The sequence below is a fragment of the Fimbriimonadaceae bacterium genome (assembly GCA_019638795.1).
Lineage (GTDB): Bacteria > Armatimonadota > Fimbriimonadia > Fimbriimonadales > Fimbriimonadaceae > JAHBTB01.
The window spans coordinates 34,756-51,106 of record JAHBTB010000014.1 but is presented as its reverse complement, the minus strand read 5'-3'; the positions used below and the strand labels follow the sequence as shown (position 1 = coordinate 51,106).

The 16,351-nt window shown below is 65.3% G+C and carries 18 protein-coding genes; 5 read left to right on the top strand and 13 right to left on the bottom strand.

Annotation, left to right across the window (positions count from 1 at the left end; all coding sequences use genetic code 11):
• Positions 1–7: 7 nt before the first annotated feature.
• On the bottom strand, positions 8–799 hold the full coding sequence (locus KF857_12725) for a PD40 domain-containing protein (GenBank protein MBX3112856.1): 792 nt from the start codon (positions 797–799) through the stop codon (positions 8–10).
• Here KF857_12725 and KF857_12720 point away from each other — a divergent pair.
• Positions 774–1,445 carry a hypothetical protein gene (locus KF857_12720; protein MBX3112855.1) on the top strand — a complete coding sequence of 224 codons (672 nt, stop codon included), beginning with the start codon at positions 774–776 and terminating at the stop codon, positions 1,443–1,445. The genes KF857_12725 and KF857_12720 overlap by 26 nt on opposite strands.
• Before the next feature lie 99 nt (positions 1,446–1,544).
• On the opposite strand, the gene KF857_12715 is transcribed toward KF857_12720, so the two are convergent.
• Positions 1,545–2,537: an NAD(P)-dependent glycerol-3-phosphate dehydrogenase gene (locus KF857_12715; GenBank protein MBX3112854.1), complete on the bottom strand. Its 993-nt coding sequence runs from the start codon at positions 2,535–2,537 to the stop codon at positions 1,545–1,547.
• A 158-nt stretch (positions 2,538–2,695) separates the two neighbouring features.
• Between KF857_12715 and rpsO the strand changes: the two genes are divergently transcribed.
• Positions 2,696–2,977: a 30S ribosomal protein S15 gene (rpsO, locus tag KF857_12710; GenBank protein MBX3112853.1), complete on the top strand. Its 282-nt coding sequence runs from the start codon at positions 2,696–2,698 to the stop codon at positions 2,975–2,977.
• 56 nt (positions 2,978–3,033) lie between these two features.
• On the opposite strand, the gene KF857_12705 is transcribed toward rpsO, so the two are convergent.
• The gene (locus KF857_12705; protein MBX3112852.1) at positions 3,034–3,468 is read right to left on the bottom strand and encodes a hypothetical protein; all 435 of its coding nucleotides are present in this window, start codon (positions 3,466–3,468) and stop codon (positions 3,034–3,036) included.
• A gap of 293 nt (positions 3,469–3,761) precedes the next feature.
• Between KF857_12705 and KF857_12700 the strand changes: the two genes are divergently transcribed.
• The gene (locus KF857_12700) at positions 3,762–6,149 is read left to right on the top strand and encodes a polyribonucleotide nucleotidyltransferase (GenBank protein MBX3112851.1); all 2,388 of its coding nucleotides are present in this window, start codon (positions 3,762–3,764) and stop codon (positions 6,147–6,149) included.
• 74 nt (positions 6,150–6,223) lie between these two features.
• Here the strand turns inward: KF857_12700 and KF857_12695 are convergent, their stop codons facing one another.
• Genes KF857_12695 through KF857_12685 form a run of 3 tightly spaced genes read right to left on the bottom strand, consistent with a single transcriptional unit; the run spans position 6,224 to position 8,126 of the window.
• Positions 6,224–7,123: a hypothetical protein gene (locus KF857_12695; protein MBX3112850.1), complete on the bottom strand. Its 900-nt coding sequence runs from the start codon at positions 7,121–7,123 to the stop codon at positions 6,224–6,226.
• A gap of 56 nt (positions 7,124–7,179) precedes the next feature.
• A complete protein-coding gene (locus tag KF857_12690) occupies positions 7,180–7,764 on the bottom strand; it encodes a hypothetical protein (GenBank protein ID MBX3112849.1) in 585 nt (194 codons plus the stop codon).
• On the bottom strand, positions 7,764–8,126 hold the full coding sequence (locus tag KF857_12685) for a hypothetical protein (GenBank protein MBX3112848.1): 363 nt from the start codon (positions 8,124–8,126) through the stop codon (positions 7,764–7,766). The genes KF857_12690 and KF857_12685 overlap by 1 nt, the downstream gene beginning before the upstream one ends.
• Before the next feature lie 38 nt (positions 8,127–8,164).
• Here KF857_12685 and mntR point away from each other — a divergent pair, with 38 nt between their 5' ends.
• The gene (mntR, locus tag KF857_12680; GenBank protein MBX3112847.1) at positions 8,165–8,572 is read left to right on the top strand and encodes a manganese-binding transcriptional regulator MntR; all 408 of its coding nucleotides are present in this window, start codon (positions 8,165–8,167) and stop codon (positions 8,570–8,572) included.
• A 3-nt stretch (positions 8,573–8,575) separates the two neighbouring features.
• Here mntR and dapF read toward each other — a convergent pair whose 3' ends face one another.
• Both dapF and KF857_12670 read right to left on the bottom strand, forming a co-directional pair.
• Entirely contained in the window at positions 8,576–9,376 is an 801-nt protein-coding gene (gene dapF / locus KF857_12675; protein ID MBX3112846.1) for a diaminopimelate epimerase, read from the bottom strand.
• Positions 9,373–11,325 (bottom strand): hypothetical protein, encoded by a 1,953-nt coding sequence (locus KF857_12670; GenBank protein ID MBX3112845.1) that lies wholly within the window; start codon positions 11,323–11,325, stop codon positions 9,373–9,375. Before KF857_12670 ends, dapF begins: the two co-directional genes overlap by 4 nt.
• Before the next feature lie 150 nt (positions 11,326–11,475).
• Here KF857_12670 and KF857_12665 point away from each other — a divergent pair, with 150 nt between their 5' ends.
• Positions 11,476–11,751 carry a MerR family transcriptional regulator gene (locus tag KF857_12665; protein MBX3112844.1) on the top strand — a complete coding sequence of 92 codons (276 nt, stop codon included), beginning with the start codon at positions 11,476–11,478 and terminating at the stop codon, positions 11,749–11,751.
• Here KF857_12665 and KF857_12660 read toward each other — a convergent pair.
• From KF857_12660 to KF857_12640, 5 genes are all read right to left on the bottom strand, one after another.
• Complete coding sequence (locus tag KF857_12660; GenBank protein ID MBX3112843.1) at positions 11,748–12,626, bottom strand: FAD-dependent thymidylate synthase; 879 nt, start codon at positions 12,624–12,626, stop codon at positions 11,748–11,750. The two genes, KF857_12665 and KF857_12660, sit on opposite strands and share 4 nt — an antisense overlap.
• A 19-nt stretch (positions 12,627–12,645) precedes the next feature.
• The gene (locus KF857_12655; GenBank protein MBX3112842.1) at positions 12,646–13,257 is read right to left on the bottom strand and encodes an aminodeoxychorismate/anthranilate synthase component II; all 612 of its coding nucleotides are present in this window, start codon (positions 13,255–13,257) and stop codon (positions 12,646–12,648) included.
• 253 nt (positions 13,258–13,510) lie between these two features.
• A complete protein-coding gene (gene typA, locus KF857_12650; GenBank protein ID MBX3112841.1) occupies positions 13,511–15,337 on the bottom strand; it encodes a translational GTPase TypA in 1,827 nt (608 codons plus the stop codon).
• 84 nt (positions 15,338–15,421) lie between these two features.
• The gene (locus KF857_12645; protein MBX3112840.1) at positions 15,422–15,859 is read right to left on the bottom strand and encodes a hypothetical protein; all 438 of its coding nucleotides are present in this window, start codon (positions 15,857–15,859) and stop codon (positions 15,422–15,424) included.
• A gap of 22 nt (positions 15,860–15,881) precedes the next feature.
• Entirely contained in the window at positions 15,882–16,319 is a 438-nt protein-coding gene (locus tag KF857_12640; protein ID MBX3112839.1) for a hypothetical protein, read from the bottom strand.
• Between the last annotated feature and the right edge of the window lie 32 nt (positions 16,320–16,351).

The window sequence follows — 16,351 nt, the reverse complement described above, 5'->3', positions numbered from 1 at the left end:
GCGAGGGTCACGGGGAGACGAACCCGTTCGTCTTGAACTCGTCGACACCGATCGTGCTCGTCAGCCGGAGGAACCCTGTCCCGTCCGTCTTGACCGAGCAGATGTCCCAGCCCGTGCCGTCGTCGTACATGAAGATGATCCGGGTCCCGTCGGGCGAGAAGGACGGGGACTGAACCGGGCCGCCTAGGTCGACGACCTTGGCCTGGCCCGTACCGTCGGCGTTCATCACCCACAGCCGAGCCACTGTCGCCTGCTCGATGCGCACAAAGCAGATCTTGGTGCCGGTGTGATTGTAGGCGGGGTCGAAGTCGTCGACGTTCAGGTTGTTCGACAGGCTGACTGTGCCCGAACCGTCGGCGTTCACCCGGAAGATCTGGGCGGGGCCGCTGTTCGTGCTGGAGTAGAGGACGAGGCTGCCGTTGGCGCTCAGGCTTGGCGCCTCGACAAACCCGCTCGCCACCTGGGTGATGCCCGAGCCGTCGCTGTTCATGAGGAAAATGCCCGGCGTGCCGTTACGGCCGCTGCGGAACACGATCTTCGAGCCGTCAAGGCTGATGACCGGTTGGTCGTCGTCGGAACTGCTCGAAGCCAGGTGGGCCTCACTGGAGCCGTTGAGGGCACTCTTGTAGACCTGGACGAACGGGTTGCGGTCGGTCTCGTAGACCAGGGTCGTCTTGGCGCCGTCCATCGTCGGGTTGAAATTGCTGAATGCAGTCGCCCCCACCACGGTGTTGTTGGTGCCGTCCATGTTCATCTTGTGGATCGTGTAGAGGTTGCTGGCCGAGAGCACGGAATACACGACTTGCGGCTGGCCGCCGCCGGTGCTACCGGTGGTGCTACCCGTCGTCGAGCCGGTCGTGCTGCCCGTGGTGCTACCGGTCGTCGAACCGGTCGTGCTTCCCGTGGTGCTGCCGGTCGTCGAGCCGGTCGTGCTGCCCGTGGTGCTACCCGTCGTCGAACCGGTCGTGCTGCCGGTGGTGCTACCCGTCGTCGAGCCGGTCGTGCTGCCCGTGGTGCTACCCGTCGTCGAGCCGGTCGTGCTTCCCGTGGTGCTACCCGTCGTCGAACCGGTCGTGCTGCCGGTGGTGCTACCCGTCGTCGAGCCGGTCGTGCTGCCGGTGGTGCTACCCGTCGTCGAACCGGTCGTGGTTCCGGTGGTGGTGCCCGTGGTCGAACCGGTCGTGGTTCCGGTGGTGGTGCCCGTGGTCGTGCCGGTCGTGGTTCCGGTGGTGGTGCCCGTGGTCGTGCCGGTCGTGGCGCCTGTTGTCGTACCAGTCGTCGTACCGGTGGTCGTGCCCGTCGTCAGTCCGGTCGAACCGCCGCTGCCGCTCCCGCCGCCGGACGCTGTCGCGCCGCCGCCGACTCCACCGCCACCGCCGCCGCAACCCACGACGAATCCCGCCGCCACAAAGAGCGCCGCGGACGACGCGATGGAAACCCACTGAGACTTGATCGACATGACTTTGCTGCTTCCCCTTCCCTCAGATGTTCGGTACCCGTAAAGGATACCTGCAGAGCTTCCCACCGGCGAACGTTGGCGTGCGTCAACGCTGCGTGGTCACCCCTTCGTCGGGAGTGCTTCTTTCCATGAGACGGAGCACGGCTTCCTTGGGGCTCAACCGACCCGCCAAGACCAGTTCGAGTGCGCCAAATATCGGAAGGTCGACCTGCATCCGCCGGGCCAATTGACAGGCGATGCGGCAGGTCGCGACACCCTCGGCAATTTGTCCTCCCAGGTCGTCGACGGCGACCTGGAGAGACTTGCCCGAGCCGACGGCAGCCCCCACCCGGTAATTGCGGCTAAGCCGGGAGCTCGCCGTGGCGAACAGGTCGCCGACCCCGGCGATACCCATGAACGTCTCGATCTGCCCACCCATCGCGACGCCAAGCCGGGCCATCTCGTTCAGCCCACGGGCGACGAGGGCTCCTTTCGTGTTGTCACCAAACCCAAGGCCGTCGCTGATCCCCGCCCCGATCGCCACGACGTTCTTGAGCGCACCGGCGATTTCGACGCCGCGCATGTCGCGGCTTGAATAGACGCGCAAGTTAGGCCCCTTAAAGGCGTTACGGACCAGGTGGGACGTCTCTTCGTCAGGACTCGCCGCGACCGAGGCCGTCGGCACCCCCTTGGCCAGTTCGACAGCGAGGTTGGGGCCGCTCAACACCGCCAACTTGGACTCCGGCCTCACCAGCCCCACCGCGTCGCTGAGCACGCCCGTACCCGTGGGCTCCAGGCCCTTGGACGCCAAGACGACCACCGGGGTCGGTCCGAGGCCCCTGGCGGAGTCCTGGACTGCCGACGCGGGGACGGCGAGCACGGCCATCTCGGCCTCGGGCCGGGCCTCGTCCTCGATGTACACCGAGACCTCCTCGGGCAGCCGGTGCCCCGGCAGGTACCGGAGGTTCTCCCGGCACGACCTCATCGACCGTGTCCCGTCGTTGTCGCGGCCGACCAAGGCGACATCGTGGCCGTTGCGACCCAGGAGGATCGCCAAAGCGGTCCCCCAACTGCCCGCCCCCACAACCGTCACCGTCATGAGGCGACGATACCTCTCGGTGGCGTCGTGAGCCGGAGGGCCCGACGGCCCGACAATGGCCATTGGGTACCATGTGCCCCGGCCCGCACCGGGCCACCTGCGACGCCCGGCCCGACCGGCGGAGCGGGGAGCCTCAACAAGAGGCCGAGACTCGAAACATGCCTTTGGACCCCCAACTCAAGCAACAAGTCATCAAGGAATACGGCCTGAAAGACGGCGACACCGGTTCCACCGAGGTGCAGATCGCGATCATGCAAAAGCGCATCGAGCAGATCACCGACCACCTGCGCACCAACAAGAAAGATTTCCACTCCCGCACCGGCTTGCTCAAGCTGGTCGGTAAGCGCCGCCGCCTGGAGGCCTATCTCCGCAACCGCGACGTCGTCAAGTACCGCCAGCTCATCCAGCGGCTCGGCATCCGCGAAGTGAAGCCGAAGTAAGCTGCCGTCGCACGGAGTTTGCGCCCGTGCCCCTCTCACGAGGGGCACGGGCGTCTTCATTTCTGCCGCTTCAGGTCGAAGGTCGCCGGCTCTCCCAGCTTGCCCCCGACCATGGGGTACCAGGCCGACTTCAGGCGGTCGGCACCGAGGAAGGTGATGACCGCCTTGTGCATATGGCTGTCACCGGCCTTGATGTTGCCTCCTTCCTTGAACTCGAGCGTGATCGACTTGTCATCGCCGCCCGTCATGTAGAGGGTGGGCTGGTTCCCCATCGAGCAATAGTGGGTGCCCCGGAGCTTGCCGCCGTCCAAGGTGTAGACCGTCACCATCTCATGTGGCTTGCCGGGGAAGAGAGTCTCCACCACCGCCGTCCCCGCCGCCGTGGTCTTGTAGACCACCGACATGTCGGGGATGGTCTCGCCGTGCGAAGCGACCCCCGTCCACGTGCCCGTCAGACCCTTCAGTCGCTCGAAGGCAGCCCGGTCGTCCATAGGGACCGGTGAAACAAGAATCAGACCAGATAGGATGAGGCTTGTCATAGTTTCCCTCTGGGTTCACTATATACGAAGAGTGGAGGAATTGTCCACCTTTGTCCCGAAAGGCAGTCCCCTCCCGCAGGTAAGATCAGCCTCGGCCAAGTCCTGGATGCGTGCCGTTCTTCGGAGCGCCTTTTTTCATCAGGGCGTTGCGCAGAGCGGCATTCAGTCTCGCTTGGCCACCCTGCGCGTGCCGCACGCGTCCGGGAAGGCCCGGAGGCCCGGCGTCACGCGAGCGAGACAACAACATGATCATCACCCACACCTTCGAGGTCGGGGGCAAGACGCTCTCCCTCGAAACTGGCCGCGTGGCCAAACAAGCGGGTGGCGCCGTCCTTTTGGGCATGGACGAGACCGTCGTCCTCGGCACCGCCACCATGAGCAAGACCGCCCGTGAGGGCATCGACTTCCTGCCGCTCGTCTGCGACTTCGAAGAGCGCAAGTACGCGGTCGGGCGCATCCCCGGCGGCTTTATCAAGCGCGGCGGCCGCCCCAGCGACAAAGCCGTCTTGATCTCCCGCCTGATCGACCGGCCGATCCGCCCGCTCTTCCCGAAAGGCATGCGCAACGACGTCCAGGTCATCACGATGGCCTTTAGCGTCGACAAGCAGTGTCCGCCCGACGTCTTGGCCGTGTGCGCCGCCGGCGCCGCCCTGAGCGTCAGCGACATCCCCTTCGCCGGTCCCGTCGCCGGCGTCCGCGTCGGCTACATCGACGACCAGTTCGTCCTCTTCCCCAGCAACGAGCAGCTCAAGTCCAGCAAGCTGGACCTGGTCGTCGCCGGTCACAAGAACGCGATCAGCATGGTGGAGTCGGGTGCGAGCGAAGTCAGCGAAGACCTGATGATCAAGGCCCTTGGCGTCGCCCACAAGGCGATCCAAGAGATCTGCAAGGAGTTCGAGGTCTTCGCCAAGAAGGTCGGCAAGGCCAAGCGCGAACCGATCATCGCCGGTGTCGACACGGAGTTGGCCGAGGAGATCAAGAAGAAGGAGGCCAAGACCATCGAAAAGGGCCTCTTCGACCCCGACAAGGCCAAGCGTGAGTCCGCGATGGACGACGTGATCAAGGAGATCACCGAGAAGTACAAAGAGAAGCTCGCCGGCGACGAGGCCAAGATCAAGGCACTTCCGGGTGCCGTCGACAAGGCGGTCAAAGAGACGATCCGGAAGTTCGTCATCGAGGACGAAAAGCGGCCCGACGGACGCGGCCTCAAGGACATCCGTCCGCTCGAAGCGGTCGCCGGACTTCTTCCCCGGGTGCACGGCTCCGGCCTCTTCACCCGCGGGCAGACGCAGGTCATGACCGTCCTCACCTTGGGCATGCCGAAGGACGCCCAGATGCAAGACACGCTGGACGAGGAAGACGAAGACAAGCGCTACATGCACTTCTACAACTTCCCGCCCTACTCGGTCGGTGAAGTCCGCATGCTGCGTGGCGCCGGTCGCCGCGAGGTCGGCCACGGCGCTCTGGCCGAGCGCGCCCTCAAGCCGGTGATCCCCCTTGACGACCCAGAGTTCCCCTACACGCTCCACCTCATCTCCGAGGTGCTCGAGTCCAACGGTTCGACCTCGATGGCCTCAGTCTGTGGCTCCACCCTGGCCCTGATGGACGCGGGCGTCCCGATCAAGGCTCCCGTGGCCGGCATCGCCATGGGCCTGATGAGTGACGGCAAGAAGTTCAAGGTCCTCACCGACATCCAAGGCGTCGAAGACTTCACCGGCGACATGGACTTTAAGGTCGCGGGCACCCGCAAGGGCATCACCGCGCTCCAGTTGGACACGAAGCTCGACGGCATTCCCGAAAAGGTGCTCGCCGACGCCTTGCGCCAAGCCCTGGAGGCCCGTCTCCAAATCCTTGACGTCATCGAGGCCGAGATCCCTGCGCCCAGGAACACCCTCAGCCGGTCGGCGCCGCGTATCCAGGTCGTCCAAGTCAACCCCGAGAAGATCGGCGCCCTCATCGGCCCCGGCGGTGCGAACATCCGCAAGATCACCGAGACCACCGGGGCGCAGGTCGACATCCAGCAGGACGGCCGCGTCTTGGTCGCCAGCGACAACGGCGAGGCGGCCATCGCCGCCATCGAGCTCATCCGCGCATCGACCCTCGTGGTCGAAGTCGGCATGGAGTTCAGCGGCCCCGTGACGCGCATCATGGGCCGGGGCGCCATGGTGCAGATGCCCGGTGGCAAGGACGGCATGGTCCCCACCGACCAGCTGACCACCCAACGCATCCGACGGCCCGACGACGTGGTGCGCGAGGGCGACGTGATCAAGGTCCGCGTGGCCGAGATCGACGGGATGGGCCGCGTGAACCTTACCGCCATCGGCCTGAACCCGGACAATCCCAAGCTCAACGGTAACGCTGTCATCAGCGAGACTGACGACCGTCCCCCCTTCCGCGACCGTGACGACCGCCGAGGTGGCGGGCGTGACCGCGACCGCCGGGGCGGCGGGCGAGACCGCGACCGTGGCGGCTACCGGGACCGCGACCGCGGGCCCCGCGATAACGAGGCGTCGGAGGCCCCCGACCGGGCGGCCGTGACCCAGGCGGACGACAACGGCGGCGACGCCGCCGAGTTCCCGAAGAAGTCCCGCGGTGACGACGAGGTCAACCCTCGCTTCCGCCCGCGCCGCTGAGCTAGGCTGACGCCCATGCTGACGAGCCCCGGCCAATCGGCCGGGGCTCGTCTCCGTTTGGTTGGTGGCTCCCCTTACCAGGGCCAAACGTCGAAAGTCTTCTTGCCCACCTTCAGGCGTGCTTGGCCGTCGACCAGCGCCTTGAGGTAGATGCCCTCGTCGAGCTTTTGTCCGGTGCGGCAGTACTTCTTCGCCCCGTCCTTGTTGACAAAGACCCCGACCGCGCCCTGCTCGTCGGACACGACGCCGACTAGGCGCCAGCCCTTGAGCACGTCAGTGAACTCGCCTTTCGGCTCGGCCGTGGGTGACGCGGCCGCCGCGGGGGCCGGGCCTCCCGCCTGGGCACTCTCCGGGACATAGGCGAACATGTACATGTCCTGCGCCTCACCCTTCTTGGCGCCTTGCAACAGGAAGACCCCCATGCCGCTGAAGTGGTCACCGACGGCAAACGGGGTCTTGCACGAGTCGTCGACGACAAACGCGGCGATATGGTCGGACTGGCCGCTTGGGTCACCGACGGTCACCGTGCGGCCATGGGCCTGCTTCTCGACGGAAAGGACGGTCCCTTCGACATTGACCGCGCGACCGACGCACTTCAAGCCTGCGCCCTTGGGGTCTGGCCGCACCGCGCCGACCAGTTCGTCCATCGACCAGGCCGGTTTGGCCATATTGGCCTTCAGGGCGGCGGCATTCTCAAAGGGGTGCTTCGTCGAAAAGGTCACCCCAAACTTCTTCTCGATGCCCGCCAGCCGTTCGGCAAGGCGCTTCTGGACTTCCGGCGAGAACGCGACGGCGTTACCGCCGGGGTTATCTTCGTCACCCTTGTAAGCTCGGCGACTTTCCTCCGCCGCCACCTGGCGCGCCTTGTCTGGCGCACTGAGATAGGTCTTGACCGGGTCTTGCGCCATGGCGGCAGGAGCCATGACGACCACGGACAACGCGACGACGACCAACTGCCGGACACATGACGCCATACCTGGCTTGTTCCCGGTCCGGCACTTGTTCCCGCCAGGCAATCACGCTGGGGTGTTCACTTGGAAAGTTGGACAAGGAGGTCGTAGGCCAAGGGGTCGAGAAGGATGCCCCGTACCCACATATTGAGCTTTTGGTCCGACGACATCTTGCTGACGTCGGCGTTGGGGTCGACGAGGCGGGGGTCAAGGGCGTTCGTCGCCGCCTTCACCTGCCCCGCGTTCATCACTTCGACAAACTTCTTCCGCACGGTCTCGGAGTAAGTCCCGACCATGGCCATGCGGCTGATGGAGATGCCGCGCACCATCGCCCGCAGGTCGTGGAGGACCTCGACCTTGGTCACCTGTTTCTTGTTCAGCGCCGCCGAGATCGCCGCGTCCAGCTTGCCCTCGTACTTCTTCATAATGTCCAGTTCCTTGGCGGTCTGGTCGCGCTCAGCCTGGCGGGCCTTTTCGATCGTCGGGAGCAACTTCCGGATTTGCTCCTTGGTCATGAGCACGGGAAGGATCTGGTTGAGCAAGTCCAGCTTCCGGACCTTCACCGCGATGCGGTCGGCCACGGGGTTCGACGCCTGCTGGGCATAGGCCAAGCACGGCACGAGGGTCAGGACGGCGAGGACAAGGGCGAGGGGTCGACGGGTCATCAGTTCTCCGGGAGTTCGGACGCCCGGCAGGTCGCCGGGGTTTCTGCGGGTCGGGCGGGGCGCGAGGCGGCCAGCAGGCACAGGGCGCCAAAGGATTGCATCGCCGTGAACAGCACCCCGGTCAGCGTCGCCAGGAGCCAAGGCAACGGCAAGAGGGCCCCGTTCGAGACGCCGCCCGCCGCCCAAGCCGCCGACAAACCCGCCACCAAGGCAGCGAGGCCGGCAAGCAAAGAGCCCGGCCCGAGCGCGCCCAGGGCGCGCCTCCCTAGGCCCGGCACCCAACGGGCCGCCGCCCACCGGGCCAAGGCGAGGCCGGCGACGACCCACACGACGCAACTCGCTCCCGCCTGTGCCCACAGCATGGCGGCTAGGATACCGGTGCCCGCCAGGCTACAATAGGTTGATCAGCACTGCCGAGCGCTTCCGACGGGTCCGCGAGGACCATAGCCGTGAGACCGCCGAAGACTACGTGGAACTCATTCAAGCCCTTACCGCCGAGACCGGCGAGGCGAGGGCGGTCGACATGGCCGCACGACTAGGTGTCAGCCAGGTGACGGTGACGAAGACCATCCAACGCCTGATGCGTGACGGATTGGTGACGACCCAGCCCTACCGCGCGGTGTTCTTGACCGAGGAGGGTCAACGAATGGCGGAAGAGTCGCGCCGGCGACACCAAGTCGTCGTCGGCTTTCTCTTGGCGCTCGGCGTCGGCGACGCGACCGCGGAAACCGACGCCGAAGGTATCGAGCACCACGTCTCCGACGAGACCCTGGAAGCCATGCGGCGGTTCACCGCCCGAAAGGTCTGAGGATCAGGCCCAGACTCCCTCGAACACGACCGAGGTGACCGAGGACATCTTGACCGGCCCGTCCCAGCGGTCCAGGTCGACCACGACGACCCCGCCCGGGTTTTCGACCTCCACCCGGCCTGCGTGGCCTCGGGCCCGGGCGTAGACCACCGCCGCCGCCGCCGAACCGGTGCCGCAACCCTGCGTCTCGCCCGCGCCACGCTCAAATATGCGGAGACGTAAGCGGCCCGGACCCACGACCTGCGTCCACATGACGCTTGTCCGCTCGGGAAACAGGGGGTCGGTCTCGATCTGAGGGCTGAGGCCAAAGAACGTCTGGTCGTCGGGAAGCTCGTCGACAAAGACCACCGTGTGGGTGGAGCCCGTGCTTACCGAGGAGGCGAGCCCGCCCCAACGCTCCTCCATCCACAACTCACCTTCGTGCTGCTGCGGGTCGAGGGGCACCACTGCGGGGTCAAACGACGCCGGGACGAGCGTCACCTCGACCATACCGTCCGCATGGACGCGGGCAGGCACGTCGACACCGTGGTGGTGGATCACGAACGAGCCTTGCCCCCAGCCCAGCTGACAGATATGCCATGCCGCACACCGGAGGCCGTTGCCGCAGAAGTCCTCCGTCCCGTCCGGGTTGAACATCCGAAGCTCGAGGTCTGGTGAGACGACAAGGAGGCCGTCGGAGCCGACCCCGAAGCGAGGTTGACACATCTGTCGGGCCAACACCTCCAGGTCACGTCCGGCGACATCGTCGCGGTGCACCAAGACAAAGCTGTTGGCGACCGCCTCGACCTTCCAAAACTTGATCAATCCACCGACTCCAACCACATCTCGGCGCCCTTCATGGTGGCGTTGAACCAAGCTCCGCCGGGACAGATCAAGGGGAACCACCACGCGCTGGGCCGATGCCCTGCCTTCTTGAGGCCTTCCGTCGCGACCACGGCCTCCCGGGCCAGGGTCAGGCGCATGATCTCAGCCTCCAGGGCGATGGCGTCGCGCCGTTGCTTGGCCCGGGTGACGGCCTCGGACGCCAAGTGTTCCTCCTGTTGGGCGAGTAATTGCCTCCATTCATGCTCCAAGTCGTTCACCACTCCGCACAGGTGGTCGATCTCGGCGTTGTATCCCGCCCGTTTGTCCAGGTCTTCCTGAGCGGGCTCCTTCTCAAAGACCCGGTCTCGCCAGTGCCGGCCCTTTTCTGCCTCAAGCGCGTTCACTTTGAGTTTGGTCTCGCGGATTCGGCCTGCCAGGCGTCGACGCTCCGCCTTGCCTGCCTCGACAAAGGGCTGCAAATCGGACAGTTGGGCGTGGATCTGGCCGTAGTCGGTGGCCAGGCACGACCACATCCCGCCGAGAGACTCTTGCAAGAGTGCCATGAGCTCGACGGTGCGGCGTGCCGCCGCCAGCTTCTCCAGACGGACCGCCTGCTCGTCCCGCACCTTGCGCCAGCGGATGGCGAGGCTGGGCGCGCTCAGTTCGTTCACCCCGAACGGCCGGTGGAGCGGCTCAGGCAACTTCACCCACGTGCAACAGTCGGTCATCGCGTCCCAAGGCTCGTAGCGCACACGGAGGACGGGGTTCAGCTTGAGGTCGACACCACCTGCCGCCAGGGCCCGGTGGAACCGGCGCGACACGGAGATGTAGCTGCTGGCCCCCTCGTGGAACACGAAGACGAACTCCCGGGCGAGCATGCCGATCAGGGAGACCGCCTTTCCCACAAGCACGCAACCCGGCCCGAACCGGTGGCAAATCAGACCGGCCAGTTCGTCCAGGCTCATGGGTGGCCGCTTGAACGAGAAACCGACAGGATCGGGGGTCATCACCACCCCGCCACGGTTGCCTAGCCGCAACGTGCCGCGCCCGACGCCCGGGATGATCAGGTCGAACGGGAGGGCACCGGTACCGAAGCGGTCAAGGGTGTAGATCTCGGAGCCCCGGACGGCGTCGTCGTAGGCTCGGGTGGCCAACTCTCGGGTCGCTGGGTCGATGAAGGCCCGCACCAGGTCGAACCGGGGGTTCTTGACGTTGTCAGGGTCAAGGGAGAGCAGGCGGCTGGTGCGGGTCGTGTCGACGCCGACGTGCCGGCCTGCGGTCAGGTCGTACATCTGGGGCAGAAGCCGCTCGTAGTAGTCGGCCAGGGTGTCGACGCCGTCGCCCTCGCTGGCACGGCACACCATCTCCACGACACGGTCCCGTGCCGCTTCGGCCTCCCCGCGGTGGGGCCCCGTCACCATGGCGAGGGAACTGTCGACCGCCCACTCGAAGGTCCGGAACAACTCAGGAAACAGGGGGCCCAGCTTCTTTTCGGCGGTGATCTGGGCGACCGAGTCAAGGCCGACGACGCCCCGCCAACCCCATGCTTCGGTCACTTGGTCCAGATAGCCGGGCCGGGCCGCGGCGACCTTGGCCAACCGTGCGCCGGCCCGGGCGAGGGTGTCCCGCGTCACCACGGTCTCGGACCCGAAGAGGACACTGAACTCGCCGGCCGCACTCCACAACCCTCGTGTCGTCGTGTCGTTGTGGGGAAGGGCTTTGAACCCGACGGACTGCTGGCGCAACGCAAACTTGGCGAAATAGTCGGTGTCGTGCACCCCGGCGACGAAGCGCCGGTGGTCGCCTGCCGCCCGAGCGGCCAGGACGACGCCCGCCTTCATCGGCTCGTCCCAGAACACCGTCTGGCCCAAAGCCAGGAAGGGAGCGTCCGGCGCACGCTCCGCAAGCTCGGCAAAAACCTCTTCCCTCTTCCGACAGGCAGACTCCATCGGGACCCATCTCCACCATACGGCGGCCAGCGCGACATTGTGGCACCATGGAGCGGATTGGCCCGGCCCGATAGGACGCCACCCTGCAAAATCACCAGGCTGTGCCGATAAGGATTACAGAACCTCCGGTCGCCGGAGTCAGGATCCAGCATGACGCAGACAGGTCGAAGCGGTAAGGGCGAGCAGTACGTCAGCATCAGTGTCGCCAGCCAGATCACCGGCGTCGAGGTGCACACGCTCCGCTACTGGGAACGCGAGTTCTCCGGGTACCTGAACCCCGTTCGCACCGCAGGCGGCCAGCGGCGCTACCGGCCGCAGGACATCCAGACCGTCTTCTCGCTCAAGCAACTGCTCCGCGAGGAGATGTTCAGCATCGCCGGCGCAAAGAAGCACCTGAAGCGCCTCCTCGCCCCCCAAGCCGCTTAGGGCCGGGGGAGTTCGGGTTCCTCCGGTTCTTCGGCGGGGACGAGAGACTTCATCCGCGCCACCTTCTGCTCAAAGACCGCGGCCGACCGTCCTTCCAGGCCATGGGGCCGTTGTTCGACCATCGCCGACAATGCGGCCAACTCGGCCCGCGAGAACCGCAACGAACCCAACAGGTGCTCCTCAAAGGCTTCGTAGGCCATGGGGGCCACCGCCTTGGCGCACGTCGCCATCGCTTCGGCGTAGACGCGGATTTCGTACTGGGCATGGGCGTCCATTCGCAGATGCAGGAACCGCAGAAGGTTGTGCAGGTCGATCTGCCAATACCACTCGGTGTAAAGCGACAGGGGCAGGTTTGCCCGGGCCACTTCGCGCGCCAGGCCTTGCTCGATCATGCCGGTGTAGTGGCGGTAGAGCGTGGCCTGGTCGGCCTGCAGTTCTTCCAGCATCGCGCTGGCGGTGTCAGCCGGCAGGGTCTCCTCGCTCCGGGCCTGCTTGTTGTCCGTGCTCTGGTAACGCAGTTGCCCGGCCTCCGGGACATAGAACTCGTCCTTCATCACCGAGTAGCGCCCGCTGATCTCGTTAAGGCGGGCGGTGCGGTGGCGCACCCACTGCCGGGCCACGAAGACGGGCATCTTGCAATGGAAGGTCAGGATCACCTGCTCGAACGGCGAGGTGTGGTCGTTCCGGAGCAGGTAGTGGATCAGGCCGCGGTCTTGGCGGAAACTCTTCGTGCCCGCGCCATAGCTGACCCGCGCCGCTTGCACGATGCGCTGGTCGCCCCCTAGATAATCGACGAGGCGGACAAACCCTTTGTCCAAGACGGGGATTTCGCGGTCCAGAAGCTCCTCGGCCTCCGGCACGACAATGCGGGCCATGCCCCAGATTCTGGCAGGGTCAGGCCCGGGCGGGGGACGCCTGGCGGACGCGGGCGACGAAGTTCTCGATGATGGTCATACCGCTTTCCGTGAGGATCGACTCGGGGTGGAACTGCACCCCCTCGACGGGCAAAGACTCATGGCGCAGGCCCATGATCTCGCCGTCGTCCTCGGCCGTGGCGCTGACGACAAACCCCGGAGGCACGGAGTCCTTCGTGACGACCAACGAGTGGTACCGGATCGCCGAGAACGGGTTGGGCATGCCGGCAAAGAGGCCGAGCCCGTCGTGTCTCACCGTCGACGCCTTGCCGTGCATGATGTTCTTGGCCTGGCGCACCACCCCGCCCGCCACTTGGGCGATCGTCTGGTGGCCCAGGCACACGCCAAACAGGGGGACCTTGTGGAGGGGGCTGCCCGGTGTCAAGGCCGCCCGCAAGGTGTCGACGCAGATGCCCGACTCGTTCGGGGTGCAGGGCCCCGGCGACACCATGATCCCGTCCGCCCGCCTGGCCTCGATGTCCTCCAGCGAGACCTCGTCGTTACGCACGACCTCGACAACTTCCCCGCACTGCCCCAAATACTGGACCAGGTTGTAGGTGAAGCTGTCGTAATTGTCGATGACGAGGATCATGCCTAGCTTTATTGTGGACGAGCTTCGGCTCCACCCCATACCAGTCCCGTGGCCCTAAAGGCCCTGTTTCACGTACGTGAGGCCCAGAGTGTCCCGTCAGACAACAGTTTCTTAACAATCGTCAGGCGTAATTGTCTCTGTCGGTCGGGCGACTCCGGTCGCCGAACAAAGCTTCGAAGAAGGCTTGGGCCGCGATCACAACAAGCAGTTCGTAGCCCGCCCGCCCAGGGCGGGCTCTCTTTTTGCCGCTCCGTCAGACCGTCGCCCGACGCTCAGCGACCTTGCGCTCGCTGTGGTCGAGGATTTTCTTGCGGAACCGCAACATCTTCGGCGTGACCTCAAGGAGCTCGTCGTCGCGTAACCAGGCCAGCGCCTGTTCCAGCGAAAACTCCTTGTGGGCGTCCAAAACGGTGGTCGAGTCGGACGTCGCCGACCTCATGTTCGTGGCGGCCTTTTGGATCGTCGCGTTGACCACCATGTCCTCGTCACGACTGGCTTGCCCGACGATCATGCCGGCGTAAACGTCGACGCCTACGGGAAAGAAGAATTGGCCCCGCTCCTGGATGTGCTCATAGGCGTAACGGGTCAGCTTGCCGGGGTCTTTGGCGATAAGGGAGCCGTTGGCCCGCGACATGACCTCGCCGCGATAGGCCTCGTACCCCTCGAAGATGGACGCCATGATGCCGCTCCCGCGCGTCATCGTCAGGTAGTTGGACCGAAACCCGATGAGCCCCCGGGTGGGGATCGAGGAGACGACGCGGCTGCGGCCGTTGCCCAGCGACTCCATAGTCTGCACCTCGGCCTTGCGGCGGCTCAACTCTTCCATGACGTCGCCCATCGCGGTGTCGTCGAACTCGCAGGTCAGTTGCTCCACCGGTTCCAGGCGCTTGCCTAGGTCACTCTCCCGGAAGATGACCTGGGGACGGGCGATCGCCATCTCGTACCCTTCCCGCCGCATCGTCTCGATGAGCACCGAAAGCTGCATTTCGCCGCGTGCGGCGACCGTCACCGTCTCGGGCCCGCTCTCCTTGCTGATCTTCAGGCTGACCGACGTCTTCTCTTCCTTCTCCAGCCGCTCACGGATCTTGTGGATCGTCAGAAACTTGCCGCCGTCCTTGCCCGCCAGCGGCGAACTGTTGGCGAAGAAGTTCATCGTGAGGGTGCTGGGCTCGACCTGGATACGGGGGAGTGGCTCGACAAAGCTCGCGTCGCAGATCGAGTCGCTGATGAGGACCTCGTCGAGGCCGCTCAGCATGACGATCTCACCCGCCTCGCCCGCCTCAACCTCCTTCATCTTCAGACCCTCGTAGTTCCAGACCTTGGTCACGTTGAAGCTGATCTGCTTCCCGTCCTCACGGACTTGGGTCATGCGGTCGCCGACCCGCACCCTCCCCCGGCGCACCTTGCCGCCGAACATCCGGCCCAGGTAGTCGCTGTAGTCCAGGTTGTTCACCTGCATCTGGAACGGACCGTCTGGCTGGACCGCCGGGGCGGGGATGTGCTTGATGATCGCCTCGAAGAGGTGCCGGAGGTCGGTCTCGTGCCCGTTCGGCTCCAACCGGGCGAAGCCGCCTGCTCCGCTGACGTAAAGGTGGGGGAAGAACAGGTCGTCCTCGTTGGCACCCAGGTCGATGAAGAGGTCGATCGTCTTGTCGTAGGCGTCCACCGGCCGTGCGCCGTCCCGGTCGATCTTGTTGATGCAGACGACGACCTTCAAGCCGTTGTCAAAAGCCTTCTTGAGGACAAACCTCGTCTGGGGCATCGGGCCTTCGCACGCGTCGACGACCAACAACACGCCGTCGACCATGCTGAGCACCCGCTCGACCTCGCCGCCGAAGTCGGCGTGGCCCGGAGTGTCGACGATGTTGATCTTGGTGCCCTGGTAGACGCAACTCGCGACTTTGCTGAGGATCGTGATGCCGCGTTCCCTCTCCAGGTCGTTGCTGTCCATGACCCGGTCGCGGACGGCCTCGTTGTCCCGGAACAACCCCGCCTGGCGAAAGATCGCGTCGACCAAGGTCGTCTTACCGTGGTCGACGTGGGCGATGATCCCGATGTTCCGGATGTTCTCTGGGGTCATGGACGCCGCCGAGGATACCGGCGGGCCACGGACGGCCTCCGGGATGGCGCGTCCGCAAGTCCTAGCGGTCGCTCAACTCAGGCTTCACCGAGGTAGCCAAGGGTACATGTCGCGCGGGATGCTCGGGACTTCTACTAGCCACTTGCCGTCCTTCTTCCGCATGGGAAGTTGGTAGTTCTCCTCGTAGCTCGCGCCCCCCGGGCGGAAGTTCCGTTCGACGCCCACCTTGACGTTGGCCTGTTCGGGGCTAGGTTGCTCGACCAAGATGACCCGGTAAATGAACGTGTAGTGCTTGGAGGCGGCCAAGGTGCTCTCCCAGGCCTTCTGCATGTCAGCGGTGGACATGTCCCCGATCATGCTCGCCTCGGCAAGGGTCTTGGCGTCCCCTTTGGCCAATGCCGACATAAACCGGTTCGCGACCGTGTTCGGCGCCTCCCCGGACGTCAACGCGAAAAATAGGATGACGAGGATTCCGACGACGCCCCCGACGACGACGATGCTGGCGCGGCCCGACCTCTTCATAAGCTTCAATTAAACCCGAGATTCAAAGGCCGAAGGGGCGCCGATACAGGTCTAGGGTTTCGCGGGCGTCGACCTGCCAGACCTGCTTCTTTTGGCTAAGGACAAACCGGACGGTCTGCCTCCCAAACCGGCCGCGGTTGTACGTCACGTCCACCACGGCGTCGGTGCGGATGGACTGGACTTTGCCCAGTTCGACATGCGGCTCGATCGACAGGAGTTGCCTGACCACTCCGGCCAGCCGTTGGACGTCCGGGTCGTCCGGTGGTTGGAGCGTCACCTGGGCCAAGGCGGCGACGTCGTTCTCCTTCACCGCTTCGTGGAATTTCTTGATCGCGCTCTCCGGGCCACGGCCGGCGGCGGAGGCGAACGTGGCCAGGGTGAGCAAGGCCAGTCCGGCCGCGACCCCGATCGAACGACGGTTTTCTTTCACCGGGTCAAACGGTGACTGGTCACGAATCACTGAACTTACCATGGACCCCGCCGTCATTCCGA

What these genes read in the sequence shown, in the direction of transcription:
- KF857_12715 (MBX3112854.1), bottom strand. Translation starts at nt 2,537, where the DNA reads ATGACGGTGACGGTTGTGGGGGCGGGCAGTTGGGGGACCGCTTTGGCG.
- rpsO (MBX3112853.1), top strand. Translation starts at nt 2,696, where the DNA reads ATGCCTTTGGACCCCCAACTCAAGCAACAAGTCATCAAGGAATACGGC.
- KF857_12705 (MBX3112852.1), bottom strand. Translation starts at nt 3,468, where the DNA reads ATGGACGACCGGGCTGCCTTCGAGCGACTGAAGGGTCTGACGGGCACG.
- KF857_12700 (MBX3112851.1), top strand. Translation starts at nt 3,762, where the DNA reads ATGATCATCACCCACACCTTCGAGGTCGGGGGCAAGACGCTCTCCCTC.
- KF857_12695 (MBX3112850.1), bottom strand. Translation starts at nt 7,123, where the DNA reads ATGGCGTCATGTGTCCGGCAGTTGGTCGTCGTCGCGTTGTCCGTGGTC.
- KF857_12690 (MBX3112849.1), bottom strand. Translation starts at nt 7,764, where the DNA reads ATGACCCGTCGACCCCTCGCCCTTGTCCTCGCCGTCCTGACCCTCGTG.
- KF857_12685 (MBX3112848.1), bottom strand. Translation starts at nt 8,126, where the DNA reads ATGCTGTGGGCACAGGCGGGAGCGAGTTGCGTCGTGTGGGTCGTCGCC.
- KF857_12670 (MBX3112845.1), bottom strand. Translation starts at nt 11,325, where the DNA reads ATGGAGTCTGCCTGTCGGAAGAGGGAAGAGGTTTTTGCCGAGCTTGCG.
- KF857_12665 (MBX3112844.1), top strand. Translation starts at nt 11,476, where the DNA reads ATGACGCAGACAGGTCGAAGCGGTAAGGGCGAGCAGTACGTCAGCATC.
- KF857_12660 (MBX3112843.1), bottom strand. Translation starts at nt 12,626, where the DNA reads ATGGCCCGCATTGTCGTGCCGGAGGCCGAGGAGCTTCTGGACCGCGAA.
- KF857_12655 (MBX3112842.1), bottom strand. Translation starts at nt 13,257, where the DNA reads ATGATCCTCGTCATCGACAATTACGACAGCTTCACCTACAACCTGGTC.
- typA (MBX3112841.1), bottom strand. Translation starts at nt 15,337, where the DNA reads ATGACCCCAGAGAACATCCGGAACATCGGGATCATCGCCCACGTCGAC.
- KF857_12645 (MBX3112840.1), bottom strand. Translation starts at nt 15,859, where the DNA reads ATGAAGAGGTCGGGCCGCGCCAGCATCGTCGTCGTCGGGGGCGTCGTC.